This is a genomic window from Flavobacterium silvaticum (assembly GCF_012911565.1).
GTDB lineage: Bacteria > Bacteroidota > Bacteroidia > Flavobacteriales > Flavobacteriaceae > Flavobacterium > Flavobacterium silvaticum.
Map to the genome: position 1 here is coordinate 17111 of NZ_JAAMPU010000099.1, position 15598 is coordinate 32708.

Genomic DNA, 15598 nt, shown 5'->3' on the forward strand with positions numbered 1-15598 from the left:
GTTCAAATTACTGTACAATCAGTTTCTTAATTGTTTTCAGGTTCATGTCTGCCGATATTTCCATCAGATAAACTCCTTTTGAAAGTTTCGAAATGTCGAGGTTCAGTTGTGAAGAGCCATTTCCGTCAGATGACATTACAGATTTTCCAACCATATCGATGATGTTCAACTTCCGGATTATGGTATTGTTCGATGTCTTGACTGATACATATTGAGAAGCCGGATTCGGATATAACAAAACATTTTCGGAATTCAAATCCGCAGTGCTTAATTGCTCCACGAATTCCGTTTCAAAGGTATTGGTCACGATCTCCGGGTTCGTGTCGAAGTAAATTTCGGCTACATTCGGGATGATGTCACCCACTGTAAAACCCGGATTCAGTTTGACTTTATACGTTACAAAACCGTGGCTTAACGGATCGTTCTGGCTTTCATAGGGCAAATTGATGTGGTCGAACCGGAATGTCAGCTGATTCCCGATTCGCTCCGCCTGATAGTCATGGCTTGCCGAAACAACACGTAAACTTTCGGGATCAATCTGTGCGTCGAGCGTATTCTCAAGACGAACATCCATAGCCTGTGCATTTCCGGTATTCTGGAAGCGGATGGTATAATACAGGTAATCGTCTGCAGTGAAATCATCGATGTCTATCTGAGGCCCGTGCGCTTCGGCAATATCGTTCGGGTCATAAGACGCAACGATCGACTGGGTTACGGAATACACATTGTCGTTTGGCATGTCATCAGATGATGCAAGAGAAACACTGTACTGTACAGGCTGCCCGATAGAAACGGTCGGAATAGAAGGCACATTCAGGTAAACATCCACATCATGCTGCTGGAACGGATCCAAATCATAGTCGATGCTGAAACCTCCGCCGGGCAACGGATAAGGAGGAACCGTATAAGTCACGTTCAAGGCGGGATCTGAAGTAAAATGTAGCGTACCGCTCATTTGCGTATTCCCTGTGTTGGCATAATGTACGATAATACGTTTGCTTGTTCCGGCATTCGGATAGGCTCCGGCGTAAATCGATACTTCCATGTTGGAAAGCGGGTTGGCGGCAACAATAGGAAAATAAACCGGAGTGACACCTGTTATGGCAATATTGGTCTGTGTAGACGGAGCGGTGAAATTCGGAGCGAATTCGGGATCTATGGTAAATGAAACGTTGTAGGTTTCAAACGGATTTGCCGCAGTTACCGCATAGCCGTTACCGGAATAAAAAGGAAAAACCTCGTTACCGCTGGCCGAAGTGATTTCGTAGGTTCCTTTGGTGAAGAATTCTTCAGAAGCATCCTTCGTGCCGTTGGCGTTGGCATCAAAATAGGCGAACAGCTCCAGTGAATTCAATGGCGGTCCACAAGTTACATTAGCAATCCAGCCTGAAGCGGTAGTATTTGAAAAGTCGCTGCGGAACCTGAAGGTAAGGCAGCCATCTATAGAACTTGATGAGAATGGCCCCGGAATTACGTTACCCCAAAATCCGCCTGAAAGTCCGCCAGGAACATTGCCTGCCACGTTATCACTGGCAATCTGTGGGGCAGAAACCGTGTTGCCGTCGAATACATAAAGTGCATCGAAATACGTTTCCACATTAAATTCATTGAACGTTACGGTAACAACATCTCCGGGAGATTCAGGACAAATAGTTATGGTCTCGTCTGAATTTGGCGCATAGTTTCCCATAGGCCCGCCAGAGTCAGCATATGTCCCGCCGCAACCCGCGTAAGATAAGGTACAAGCTGAACCACATGAAACCCAGGGAGTAGATTCTGAGCCACAAATTCCTTTGACATAAAAATCGTAACAGGTATTCCAGTTGAGATCTGCAATAGTAAAGACTGTTGTGGTGCTGAAATAACCCGGAACGGTAGCTTCATCTGGCGAAGGAGATCCAGCCAGAACAACATAGATGCCCCATTGGTCAGACGCGCCTTCAGAAGCCCAAGACAGTGTCGCAGTGAATTGGGTATAATTGACGACAGATCCTGCGGTAGGCGGCAAGCACTGCGAATATCCCAGAATTGAAAATAGCGATATAAGTAACAATAATTTCTTCTTCATAGCATGTTTTTACTGGATAATCAGTTTTTGTGAAGATATTTTTTTGCCTTGATTTGATAATTCAATCATATATAATCCGACGGATAATTTAGAAACATCTATGGTGAAATTATCCGAAGCGGAATTTTGGAGTTGCAAGACCTTTTTTCCGACAATATCGTAAATGGAAACTTCATCAATCTGGTTATTTCCGATGTTGACGTTGACTACTGATTTTGCCGGGTTCGGATAGATTTTCACGGTTGAATTTTGAGAGTCGGCCACAGATAAATCGACCGTGAATTCCGTGTTCCAGGTGTTCGTGTCAATTGCCGCATTCGTGTCAAAATAAATGGCAGCATTAGCCGGAATGATGTCATTTGCTTCGATTCCGGGTTTTGTCCGGATACGATACGTGACATAACCCTTGCTCGCATCTTCACTTTCGAATACGCCCGGCAAATAAATAGGGTTAAAAATAAAGGTCAGTGAAGCACCGTTCCGGATCAGTTCGAAATTGTGGCTTGAGCCGATAAGTTCTATGGACGATGAATCCAATTTTCCATCAAGAATAGATTCTACACGAACTTTATTCGCATGTGCCGTTCCGAGGTTCTGGAAATGGATTGTGTAATACAGATAGCTTTCCTGCACAAAACCGGCAATCGGGATTTCCGGTCCATGCGTTTCTTCGATTGAGTTCGGGTCGAAGGAATTCACGACCACATCATTTCCGGTGAATGTGTCGTTGGCCAAAGTATTGTCGCCAGAAACACTTATCGAAGCCGTTGCTGACAGGACATCGCCCATATCTACCGCAGGTACATCGGCAACCAATAAACCTACCGGAATTTGTATCGATGCCAAAGGCGCCAGATCAGATACCGTATAGGTGAAACCTGTTGCGGTTTGGGTTCCGAAAGGCAAATCTGTTAGGGTAGTCAATGCATCTTTTGTAAAAGTGACTGTTCCCGATGCCGTGGTTTGCCCGAAATTGGTCACCGTAATCAGTTTGGTATATTCCAAAGCAGGTTTAGCCGGAGAAAACGGACTAGTCATGAAAATACCAAAATCGGTAACGTTCGATACCGGAGTGATCGGATAAAGCAATGTTGTGGTTCCGCTGCCGGAAACAATATTTACGTCGTTAAAAAGTACCGGAGTTGCAGTGTAATAACCGGCGACAGATGGATTCATGACATACCCAAAATCATAGGTATTGGAAGGATTACTTTCATAGAGCGTATACGTTCCTGTCGGAGCATAGACCTGGTCAACAATTCCGCTATTATTTTGTTCTACCGAAAAAGAACCCTGGTTGAAATACGGTTCGTCTTCTTCTTTTGATCCATTGCTGTTGGTGTCAACAAAAGCCTGTATTTTGATACGGTCGTTGCATTCGGGCAAACCGGACTGGAAACTTCCTTCTTCTATGAACACAGCCGAATCCATGATAGTGTCGCCATAATCCGCAATAGCCAGCTTAATGCGATATACATGTCCCGGAATTACCGAAGATGAAGCCGTCATTTTGGTTGTCAATCCGTTGAAATTAGTAGCTGACAATTGACCCTCAGGAGAGGCATTAGCCGTGTACGATCCAAAGAAATCAGGGTTTGAACTGGGGCAGCCCGGGTTGTTATCGGAATTCCTGATAGTAAGTACAGATACCGGAGTCATCGTTCCCGGAACTACCGCCAGGTTAACCGTAGGATCTGCGGTGGTAAGGTCTTTCAGGAAAAAACCGAAAATGTCTCCATAATTACATTGGTATGTTCCATATTCTTCCGAAGCAAAAATGAAATTGAATGAAAACGAATCGGATTGGCTCACGAAATCAAAGCTGAGTGTCGCCGCATCATGTAGTGATTGCATAGCGCCGGAATTGCTTGCAAGTTCATCCAGATCCGGATCAGATCCCAAGCCAGAAGAATTCCATTGCTCTGTAGTATTAGGTCCAGTTGCCGTCGTGACTTTTCCGGTGCTTATGATAATTCCGGAAGTCATGTCGAAATTACTGCCCGCATTCGTGAAATATCCTATACTCGAATTCGCATTTGGAGAGAATCCATTCGCTGTTACGTTGCTGGTCACGAAACACGGATTGTTGATCAGTATGTCGCTTACCAATTGCTGGGGCGTAAAAGTGGTGGTATTGGTACTGATGAAATTGGATGATGGTGTAGCCGGAGTATTGAAGGTTACCGGGGCCGACCAGTCGCTTTCCTCGGCGGGCATACAAACAGATTTGACACGAACAGATACATTGCTGTTCGGAGCAACATTACTTACCGTAAAGTCGGTCTGGGTTGAGGAATACGTCGAGATATTTGTATTTCCCAATGCATCGGTCACAATTACTTCAATATACCATTGGGTCGCCGACCCGTTCTCCTGCCAGCTTATCTGGGCGTTCGTGCCATCCGGAAGGAGTAAAGCCGATACATTAGTCGGTTCCGGGCAAAGCAGTGTGAGGGCAAAATGAGTGTCTTCCTTGGAATTTGCTGCAATTACAGCCAGTGTCTGAAAAGCCGTTAGGACCAGCAACAACGTAATTTTTTTCATCGGTACGGATTTGTATTGGAGTTAGGTGCCTGAAACTCAAATATACATAAATCCTGTTTCCAAAAGAAATGTTAAATCGACAGGGATTTGGCCGCGATGAATCCGCCAGTCCACGCATTCTGGAAGTTGAATCCGCCCGTAATCGCATCGATATCAAGTATTTCACCGGCAAAGAAAATCCCGGGAAGCAGCTTGCTTTCCATCGTCTTGAAATTGACTTCCTTTAGATCGATTCCGCCTGCGGTCACAAATTCTTCCTTGAACGTACTTTTGCCATTTACGCTGAATTTGGCCGATGTCAATGCCGTTGCAAGTGCCTGCAATTGTGCTTTATTCATATCGGCCCATTTCAATTCAGATGAGATCTGTGCCGATTTCACGATGCTTTCCCACAACCGGTTCGGAAACCCAAACGGAGATTTTGAACCTACCGATTTTTTGGGCTGATCTGATTTTATCGACTTCAAAATCGTTTCGGCTTCTTCTGAATCCGCATGGTCTAACCAGTTGACGGTAATCCCGAACTGATAGTTTTTATCGGCCAGTATCCGCGCACCCCAAGCCGATAATTTCAATATCGCCGGGCCGCTCATTCCCCAATGTGTAATCAGCAATGGGCCGCTCGCTTCGAGTTTTGTTCCGTTCACCATAACTGATGCCTGGGCAGAAACGCCGGGTAAATCCTTGATTCGAGTATCGTTTATGTTGAATGTAAAAAGAGATGGAACGGCAGGCACAATCGTGTGTCCGAGTTCGTGCAGCATGTCCCAGATTTTTGGGTTGCTTCCGGCTGCGATAAGGATTTTGGATGCTTTGAACTGGTCTTGCGGGGTTTCGATTTTCCATCCGTCAGTAGCATGAAAAAGGGATTGCACGCTTTGTCCGGTCAACACTTCGATACCGTATTTTTGGGTTTCAGTTATAAAGCAATCTATTATGGTTTGGGATGAATCGGTGACCGGAAACATACGTCCATCTTCTTCGATTTTCAGGTTGACGCCCCGTTTTTCGAACCACTCGATCGTATCGCCTGAGCAAAAAGTGTGGAACGGGCCGCGCAGTTCTTTTTCGCCTCTTGGGTAGAATTTGACAAGTTCGTTCGGTTCAAAACAGGCATGGGTCACATTACAGCGTCCGCCGCCAGAAATACGCACTTTGGTCAGTACTTCCCTTCCGCGTTCAAAGATTGCGATTTTGAGTTTTGGGTTGATTTGAGCCGTGTTTATCGCCGTGAAAAAACCCGCAGCGCCGCCCCCGATTATGATGACATCGTACTGTTTCATAATCTGTCGGGAAAATCGGTTATGATGCCATCGACTCCAAAAGATTTCATTCGTTCCAAATCCTCAAATTCATTGACGGTCCACGTGTAAACCTTGAAGCCGAGTTGTTGCATATTGGTGACATTCTCTCTTGTAAGCAGATGAAAATACGGATGGATTGCAGTCGCTTTTATGGTTTTGGCAAAGCCGATGGCGAGATCCAGGTCGGTTTCCGTAAGCACGCCGAGCGGAATCTGTGGCATTTTATCGTGAATGTACTGAAGTGCGCTCCAATCGAAACAGGAAACCAGGTATTGATTGTAATCGGCTCCGTTTGAAACCAGATCTGTCAGTAATTCAATGACAGGTACGACTGTTTTTTCGGTCTTCAATTCAATGTTTATAAAACAGTTGGTTCCGATGAAATCGAGTGCCTCCCGAAGCGTCGGAATAGGATGGAGGCCGTCTACATTCAATGCTGCAATCGCTTTGGAATCGAAACTTTCGATGTGTCCGGATTGTCCTGTGAGCCTGTCGGTCGTTTCGTCGTGGAATACAATCAGTTCGCCATCTGACGATAAATGGACGTCCAGTTCGATGCCATCGGAACCCATATCGATAGCCATTCCAAACGCCGCGATTGTGTTTTCAGAAGTGTGGCCTTTTGCGCCGCGATGTGCGATTTTTTTCACATCGGCAAAGATAATCGTTAATTATTTGAGTTCGAGAAGTACGAAGTTGAATTCAGAATCGATGGTCGCATACCCATATTTCACAGTAGATTGTTTCCCTGAATAGGCATCGCGCAAAACAGTCCCATCTTTGAAAACAGAGGAAACCTTGAGTTTTTTGACACCCATTGGCATGTCCAATCCCATTACGACCCGATCTTTTACCTTGCCATTGTCAAAGCCACGGCTGAAAACATAAGGAGCATCGGCGATTTTGTGATGCACGCCCGCTCCGATAGCAACGTGTTTTTTTCTGAAATTCCCTAGTTTTTGCCAATGTGCCAGGACTTCGGCTTTTTTAGGATCGGCTTTGATTTCGTCCCAATTCATGTTGGAACGCAATGTCGCGTCTCCAATCGTTCTTTCTACGACCAGGCTTCTGTCGGTTTCATCACCGTAATAAATCTGGGAAATCCCGGGGCTTAACAATAACTTGGTTCCGGCTTCAATACCCTTTTCGCGTTTGGCATCGAACGGTTCACCATCATCATGTGAAGAAATATAGTTGAGCACGCTTTTGCCTTCGAGTTCGTTGTTGAGCTTGTCCGAGTATTTTGCAAAAATGGTTTCGTAGTCGTTCTTAGCATCCCATTTGAACTGGAAATTGATGAGATTGTTGAAGCCGTTCTCGAAATAATTGACCTTCCTGTCTCCAAAATCATAAAATTTTCCGCCATCGATCCCGTAGCCATAAACTTCTCCTATGGTGTAGAAATCATTGTCGTCGAGTACTTTTTCAGGATTTCTTTTTTTCCAATCGGCGAATGCGATATTGCATTGTGTCTTGAATTCGGCCCACACGCTTTCGCCAATGTGCTTGGCTGTATCACAACGATAGCCATCGATTCCATATTTGCGGATGTAATCCGTAAGCCATTTGATGAGGTAATACCTCGGGGCACGCGGATAACCTGTCATTTTGAAAAAGTCATCAAGCTCTTTCATTTGCTGGTCATACCGGCCTTCTTTTTTCCATTTTTCGATAAGGAAATCCGGCAGTTTGACTTCGTTATTACTTTCGGTCAATACATCAGGCAAGTTGGTTACGAGTGTACATGCTGTAGTATTATCGTAGGTCTTGTAATCGCAATTTGGTCCTGTCCGAACCCAATCATCCGGCCACACGGTATCTGTCGGAGTGACCGGGCCGGTATGGTTCATGACGCCGTCGAGCAAAACCCGTATGCCGTGTGCGTGTGCCATTTCAATCATTTCGACGAGGTCTTTTTCCGTGCCGAAATTCGGGTCGAGTTGTGACCAGTCGCGTGTCCAGTATCCGTGGAAACCATAGGTAAATCCGGAACCTTCGTCGACTCCGTCATGTATCTGCTCCACAATCGGGCTCAGCCAAATGGCATTGATGCCGAGTTTGTCAAAATAGCCTTCGTGTATTTTCGCTGTGATTCCTTTAATGTCGCCACCTTCAAAACCACGCAGTTTTCCGGTAGGTTTGTTTCGGTCGAAATGGACATCGTTGGATAGATTTCCGTTGTTGAATCTGTCAGTAAGTAAAAAATAGAGATTGGCTCCTTCCCAGATAAACGCTGATTTTTCAGGTTTTGGTTGTGCCTTGGTTTGTGCGATCGTTGCGGTGCTCATGGTAAGTAAAGCGGCAAATGCGGCGATATGTCTTTTCATTGATTCAAAAAAATTTACGCCGTCTGTCGGAAGCGAAAGGTACGAAATTTCGGTCGTTTGATTTTTAACCGACACATTTCATTTTGTACGATTTCCATCAGGTACGGCCTCCGAAAATAAGGATTTTTGTCCTATTTCAATTCTAGGATCAAAGCTGTTTTTGGAGCGATGGTTATGTTTTGGTTCAGTTCGATGCTTTTTCCAGTGATGATATTGGTTCCGGTTTTGGACGATTTGATGCTTTCGGCGAACCGCTCTGTCTTGGTGGTTTGTTCCGATGCACTGTTGTTGATGATGACCATTATAGTATCGAAATCGTCGTATCTGAAATACACATACACATTGTTTTCCGGAATGTAATGTTTGGTCTTTCCGGAATGGATTACTGATTTTGCTTTCCTCCAGTTGAATAATTTCGACGTGTAATCGAAGAATTCCTTTTGTGTGGCATCGCGTCCGGAATCTGAAAAAGCATTTTGGGAGTCGCCAATCCATCCGCCCGGAAAATCCCGTCGGATATCGCCGTCGCCTTTTTTGTCCTTATCGCCCGCCATGCCAATTTCACTTCCGTAATACAGTTGTGGAATGCCTCGGACTGTTGCAATTAGTGCCATCGCCATTTTATAATTGGCAAGATTATTTTTGTAAATGTGGTTGAACCGTTGGGTGTCGTGGTTTTCGGCAAATACCAAAATCGAATTGATGTCGGGATATAAAAAGTCATTCGTGAAATTCTCGTAAATCCGGATCATGCCTTTGTCCCAGCTCGGATTGTCTTCTGAAAAAGCCTGGGAAATGGCATCGTGCAGCGTAAAGTCCATCAAGGTCGGCAAATGGGAATTGTAATTTTCTATCGCCCCGATTTTACTGTCGCGCTGCCAGTACGCCATTTGCGCCTGGTCGTGCATCCAGACTTCGCCGGCGATGTTGAAGTACGGATACTCGTCGAGTATCGCCTTAGTCCATTTCGATATGCCTTCTTTGTCGTTGTAGGAATAAGTGTCGACGCGAAATCCATCTAAATCTGCATATTCGATCCACCAGATGGCGTTTTGTATGAGATAATTCAGAACTAATGGATTCGATTGATTCAAATCAGGCATTGACTTTACGAACCAACCGTCGACGCAATATTTCGTGTCGATGTCAGATGCATTCGTATCGAATTGGGTCGTCATGCGATAGTTGCTTTGGGCATATCCCGGAAACTGATGGATCCAGTCGTATGAAGGCAAATCCTTGATCATCCAATGCTCGGCGCCCCAATGGTTCGTGACGTAATCGAGCACCAGTTTCATTTTTCGCTTATGTAGTTCCGATGAAAGTTTGAGATAATCCTCATTCGTCCCATAGCGGGGATCGATCTTATATAAATCAGATTGTGCATAGCCGTGATAGGAACCGCGCGGGTCATTGTCTTCGCAAAGCGGCGTATTCCAGACTGTAGTTATGCCCAGTGATTCCAAGTAATCGAGATGGTTGATGATTCCCTGGATGTCGCCTCCGTGACGGCCGTGATCATTGGTTCGGTTTGATTTCTCAGATGTATCAGATGTGTTGTCGTTTGCCGGATTTCCGTTTGAGAAACGGTCGGGCATGATAAGGTAAAGTGCATCGGATGAATCATATCCTTTTCGCAACGCGGAATCTTTGCGGCGGGCCTTGAGTTCGTATTTTTGGGTGAATCCTGTCTTCTTACCGTCGATGAAAGAAAATATCAGCTGTGATGGCGGGACATTTTTGGTGTCGATAGTGACGAAAATATAATTTGGATTTTCTGTCTTTGCTATTGATGTGATTGGGATGTTGTTCGAAACCGTGACGTTGTATTTGGAAATGTTTGGCCCGTAGAACATGATTTGGAGTTCGGGGTTATGCATTTGGGAGAACCAGAATGGGGGTTCGGTTTTGAGGGGTTGGGCGGAGGATGAGTTGAGAAAGGTGAGACAAATGAATAGTGTTAAAAACCTTCCAGGATTAATAATCGCGGCAGGTTTTATAATTCTGGAAGGTTTATTAAACCTGGAAGGTCTATGGTAATGAAAAAAACGTTTCATGGATGTTAAATTTTGACAGGCGCAATTATTTTTTTCTCGACAATTTTTTCTTGCTCATTTTTGCTGAATAAATTTTTTCCACTTCAATTTCCAATTGTTCAGAGGTCCATATAGTCCTTCTTTCAAAATTTTTCACAAAAAGACTTCCTGATCTGCCGGTATATTTATTTAATGCTTTGGTATAAGCATTAAAAAGATTAGAGATTGGTTGATGAATTCTTTTTCGATACTGTTCAGGGATTTCACTCTCAGGTTTGATCCTTATGATTAGTCTGACTCTGTTCGATTTTAAATCGTAATGTAAAATATTCCCGATTTTCTGAATATGATATTCCATCAACCTGATAAAATAGCTTTCATTTTCCGTCTTTGGAAAAATCAATTCCTCGTTATTTCCACTTTGGGAAATAAAATATATTTTCTCAGCTCCTAAAGTATTCCGTTTCTCCATGAAACAAAAAAAGTGTAAAACGTTCTATGGCTTTTACACTTTTTCTGCCGAAAATGTTAAATTACAACCACCCCATCAGGTTCAACAGTAACAGCATTTCCATTCATGAAAACGGTTATCTGTTCCGAATTATCGCCGCTTTCGAGTGCAAAACTCGTCTGGTTTTTGGCTACGGAAACCTTCAGTATCTGTCCGCGGAAATTAATCTTAAAGCTATAGCCGTCCCATTCCCCCGGAATTCTCGGAGTGAAGTGAAGCTGGCCATCCTTGACACGCATTCCGCCGAAACCTTCCACAATACTCATCCACGTTCCGGCCATCGAAGTGATGTGACAGCCTTCTTTAACCTCTTTGTTATAATCGTCAAGATCGAGTCGGGAAGTACGTAAATAAAACGTGTAAGCCATATCCATTTTGCCTAAAACTGCGGCTTGAATGCTGTGTACACAAGGCGATAACGAACTTTCATGGACCGTGAAAGGCTCATAAAAATCAAAGTGACGTTCGAGTTCTTCGGTTGAAAAATGGTCTTCGAAGAAATAAAATCCCTGTAATGTATCGGCCTGTTTGATGTAGGGTGAACGAAGGATTCTGTCCCACGACCATTTCTGGTTTATCGGGCGCTGGCTTTTGTCGAGATCGTGAACCTTAATCAGTTCCTTGTCGAGAAAACCATCTTGCTGCAGATACACATTGTGCTCTTCCGAAAACGGAAAATACATCTTATCGGCGACCTGTTTCCACTTAGCAATTTCAACCTCGTCGAGATTTACTTTGGAAAGGATCCGATTGTGGTCAGATGCAAATTCGTCCTTCACTTTCTCAAGTTGTTCTACACAATAATCGATGCACCATTTGGCCAGATAGTTCGTGTAGAAGTTATTGTTGACGTTGTTCTCGTATTCGTTCGGGCCGGTCACGCCAAGGATTACATATTGATTCCTCGCAGTCGACCACGTAGCCCGCTGATGCCAGAAACGCGCAATCCCAATCAAAACCTCAAGCCCTTTTTCCGGAACATAACTGTAATCGCCGGTGTATCGTACGTAATTGAAAATGGCAAAAGCAATCGCGCCGTTACGGTGGATTTCCTCGAACGTGATTTCCCATTCGTTGTGGCATTCTTCACCGTTCATGGTTACCATCGGATACAAAGCCGCACCATTGTTGAATCCAAGCTTTGCCGCATTTTCTATCGCTTTGTCGAGCTGATTGTAACGATAAGTCAGCAGGTTTCTTGCCACTTGCTGATCCTTTGTCGCCATGTAAAACGGAATGCAATAAGCCTCCGTATCCCAATAGGTCGAGCCGCCGTATTTTTCTCCGGTAAATCCTTTAGGCCCGATGTTAAGACGTGAATCTTTTCCTGAATACGTCTGGTTGAGCTGGAAGATATTGAATCGGATGCCTTGCTGGGCTTTCACGTCACCATCAATGGTAATGTCGCTCATTTCCCAGATTTTTGCCCATGCATTTTTCTGGTCAGACAACAATCCGTTAAAGCCTTTTGCATTCGCAGATTTGACTACTTCAGCTGCAGCAGTTACCGTATCGGAATGATTCATGGACGAGGTGTATCCGCCGATTTTTTCGATGGATGCCGATTGTCCTTTAGTCACATCGACCGTATACGTAAACTGTATTTTATCTCCGGATTTCTGGATGTCGGACGGAACCATTTGCTGTAAATTCCCGTCAACGAAAACCGCATTCTGCATGAACGTCGTCGCCGTAAAATGTGTCTTGAAAGTACGCGCGGTCACAAAAGCGGAATTGGCATCTGAAGCAACCGAGATCGGCTCCCAGAATTTCTCTTCCCAATTCGCATCCATATTTTGTACGCCGGCATCTACATAAGGCCTGAAGGTGATCTGGGCGTTACCATTCACAGGTATGATATCGAATTTGATCGCTCCGGCTTCGTCAAGATCCATACTTAAGAAACGAAGTACGTTAACCGATACTTCGAGTCCGTTTTGGAGCGTGGCAGAAAAGCTTCGGTTGTACCAGCCTTCTTTCATATTCAGTTCACGTCGAAAATTGCGGACGTCCCTGACCGAATTCAAATCAAGGCTTTCCCCGTTTATCTCAACGTCGATCCCAATCCAGTTCGGGGCGTTCAATACCTTGGCGAAATATTCCGGATATCCGTTTTTCCACCAGCCCACTTTGGTTTTGTCCGGGTAATAAACACCGCCAATGTAGCTTCCCTGAAACGTGTGGCCGCTGTATTTTTCTTCGAAATTAGCGCGTTGGCCCATAGCTCCGTTTCCTATGCTGAACAAGCTTTCGCTGGACTCGACCCGGTCGCGGTCAAACCCTTCTTCTATGATGGACCAGTTATCTGGTTTTATATAATCCTGATGCATTGTCTTAAAATTTTTTTCAAAGGTCAGATGCCGGGCGAGAGGTGGCGCTGCATCTTACTTTTTGAGGTTACAGATGATTTTGATTGATGATGATTTCGTTTCGGTTTCCCGAAGGACTTTAGTTTAGTATTACAGTTACAGAGTCACTGACGGATTATTTTTTAATCAGCATATCGATAAAGCTTAAATCGATATGGACAAAATCGGGGAAAATATACTGTGCCTTATTCAGTATCTTTTCATCGCCGATTCCAATACTCGTCATTCCGCCAATGTTCGCGGCTTCGATTCCCGCAACTGAATCTTCGAACACGATGGAATCGGCCGGATCGATAGTCAGATTTTTTGCTGCCAATAGAAAAACTTCCGGATCCGGTTTGGCGTTCGTCACATCGTTTCCATCGATAATCACATCGAAATACGATAAGATTCCGGTCTTTTCAAGAATCGGGCGTGCATTCTTGCTCGCTGAACCCAATGCAATTGGTTGATTCTGTTCTTTCAGATGCTTCAGGACATGCATGACTCCCGGAAGTATCTCATTGCGGTCCATGTTTTCTATGTACGACAGATAATCGTCATTCTTTTCTTTAAGCCATCTGTCTTTGTCCGCCTGTGAAGCCGTGGCATGGCCTAATTCAAGGATGATATCAAGCGAACGGACTCGGCTTACACCTTTAAGCAACTCGTTGTGTTCCGGTGTAAAAGCAATCCCGAGTTCATCTGCAATTTTCTGCCACGCCAGGAAATGATACTTGGCCGTGTCTACGATGACTCCGTCGAGATCGAAAATAAATGCTTTCTTTTTCATCAAACAGTTTTTTTGTTATCGCCATCATCTTTTACAATCAGTGTGAGTGCGGCGGCAAGAATCATCGAGCAGCCACCCAAGACAATTGTCAATAAGGTATCGGCGTTGAAAATGTGGATTGTGAAATAGCCAAGTATACTGGCAGCCACAATTTGAGGTATTACGATAAAGAAATTAAATACGCCCATGTAATAACCCATTTTATTTGCCGGAAGTGCGTTGGATAACATGGCATAAGGCATTGACAAAATACTGGCCCATGCCACACCAACCATTCCCATTGATACTACAATAAGTGTCGGATTGGTTATGAAATAAATCGACAGCAGTCCTAAACCTCCTATAACAAGGCAAATAGCATGAGTGATCTTGCGGTTGGTACGGAATGCTATAAGTGGAATAATGAATGCGAATAAAGCTGCCACACCGTTACGTACCGAAGAACACACATTAAGCCAGTCCGCTCCATCGTTATATTCTTGTTGGACACGTTTGAATTCGGCCTTGCTTTGTGTAAATTCCTTAAAATTCCCGTCGGCAAAATAATTTGCGATGTTTACTGAAATCACCGGATTGCTAAGGTTCCCGAATTTTCGGATTTCCTCAAAATCTTTTTGAAGCGATTTTAATTGCTTGCTGTCTTTTATGTTGTCGGCTTTTTTCTCTTTAGCAAAAGATTCGGCCTTGGCGAACAGCTCCGGACTGATGTGCATATTATATTTGGTAGATGTAACCGCATTGGTAGCATATATCCACATGGAGAAAAGTGCAAACCAGGTAAAAAACTGCACAAAAGCAAGCTGTTTCATGGTCTTTGGCATTTTGAAGATGCCGCCGAAGGTTTCTTTAAGCGCTTGGGAAAATGTGGTTTCCTTGCGTTCCTTTCTCAATGCTTCAATACTTTCAGGAGGGAATTCCTTAGTGGTGAAAACAGTATACATTACTGCGGACAGAAATGCAAAACCGCCAACATAGAAGGACCATTTTACCGATTCCGGGATTTCACCTGCGGGCGCTGTATTACTGAAATGGAGCCAATTTGTGAAGACCCACGGAAGGATTGCCGCAATTACAGATCCTATTCCAATGAAAAAACTTTGCATTGCAAACCCTGATGTCCGTTGCTCCGGCGGTAATTTGTCACCTACGAACGCACGAAAAGGTTCCATTGAAATATTGATGGACGCATCCAAAATCCAGAGCATTCCGCCAGCTATCCACAGCGTTGGTGAATTCGGGACTATAAATAATGCGATGCTTGCCAAAACAGCCCCCATAAAGAAAAACGGACGCCGACGACCCCAGTAATGGTGCCATGTTCTATCGCTAAGATAGCCAATGATTGGTTGTACAACAAGACCTGTAAAAGGAGCTGCAATCCACAGGATAGGGATTTCGTCTTTATTTGCGCCAAGCGTCTCGAAGATGCGGCTGATGTTTGAATTCTGTAATTCGAACCCAAACTGGATTCCCAAAAAACCGAAACTCATGTTCCAGATTTCCCAGAAACTTAATCTACGCTTTTCCATTATCGTAAGTTAAAGGATACGATAAGCGCTGTGCTTATCAAAACTCGTCTGGTTTTCGAAGTCAGGAACTTGCCTTGATAATTGGGGCAAATGTAGTATTTTTTATTTTCATTATTATTTTTTATTCAATTCGGCCTG

General features: G+C 44.3%; 10 protein-coding genes. All 10 read right to left on the minus strand.

Annotated elements, in window-relative coordinates; translation table 11 throughout:
- Positions 1 to 7 precede the first annotated feature (7 nt).
- The 10 genes from G6047_RS03815 to G6047_RS03860 all read right to left on the minus strand — a co-directional run bounded on the left by G6047_RS03815 (position 8) and on the right by G6047_RS03860 (position 15460).
- Complete coding sequence (locus tag G6047_RS03815; protein ID WP_169526156.1) at positions 8 to 2068, minus strand: DUF7619 domain-containing protein; 2061 nt, start codon at positions 2066 to 2068, stop codon at positions 8 to 10.
- A 9-nt stretch (positions 2069 to 2077) separates the two neighbouring features.
- Entirely contained in the window at positions 2078 to 4612 is a 2535-nt protein-coding gene (locus tag G6047_RS03820) for a choice-of-anchor L domain-containing protein (protein WP_169526157.1), read from the minus strand.
- A 71-nt stretch (positions 4613 to 4683) separates the two neighbouring features.
- Positions 4684 to 5895, minus strand: coding sequence for a BaiN/RdsA family NAD(P)/FAD-dependent oxidoreductase (locus G6047_RS03825; protein WP_211165374.1), 1212 nt, complete (start codon positions 5893 to 5895; stop codon positions 4684 to 4686).
- On the minus strand, positions 5892 to 6566 hold the full coding sequence (locus G6047_RS03830) for a glycerophosphodiester phosphodiesterase (RefSeq protein WP_169526158.1): 675 nt from the start codon (positions 6564 to 6566) through the stop codon (positions 5892 to 5894). The genes G6047_RS03825 and G6047_RS03830 overlap by 4 nt, the downstream gene beginning before the upstream one ends.
- 21 nt (positions 6567 to 6587) lie before the next feature.
- On the minus strand, positions 6588 to 8243 hold the full coding sequence (locus G6047_RS03835) for an alpha-amylase family glycosyl hydrolase (RefSeq protein WP_169526159.1): 1656 nt from the start codon (positions 8241 to 8243) through the stop codon (positions 6588 to 6590).
- Between the two features lie 131 nt (positions 8244 to 8374).
- The gene (locus tag G6047_RS03840; RefSeq protein WP_169526160.1) at positions 8375 to 10300 is read right to left on the minus strand and encodes a glycoside hydrolase family 13 protein; all 1926 of its coding nucleotides are present in this window, start codon (positions 10298 to 10300) and stop codon (positions 8375 to 8377) included.
- Between the two features lie 25 nt (positions 10301 to 10325).
- Positions 10326 to 10751: a hypothetical protein gene (locus tag G6047_RS03845; protein ID WP_169526161.1), complete on the minus strand. Its 426-nt coding sequence runs from the start codon at positions 10749 to 10751 to the stop codon at positions 10326 to 10328.
- Between the two features lie 56 nt (positions 10752 to 10807).
- A complete protein-coding gene (locus G6047_RS03850; protein WP_169526162.1) occupies positions 10808 to 13120 on the minus strand; it encodes a glycoside hydrolase family 65 protein in 2313 nt (770 codons plus the stop codon).
- A 154-nt stretch (positions 13121 to 13274) separates the two neighbouring features.
- Positions 13275 to 13931 (minus strand): beta-phosphoglucomutase, encoded by a 657-nt coding sequence (gene pgmB / locus G6047_RS03855; protein WP_169526163.1) that lies wholly within the window; start codon positions 13929 to 13931, stop codon positions 13275 to 13277.
- Positions 13931 to 15460, minus strand: coding sequence for an MFS transporter (locus tag G6047_RS03860; protein ID WP_169526164.1), 1530 nt, complete (start codon positions 15458 to 15460; stop codon positions 13931 to 13933). Before G6047_RS03860 ends, pgmB begins: the two co-directional genes overlap by 1 nt.
- Positions 15461 to 15598: the final 138 nt, after the last annotated feature.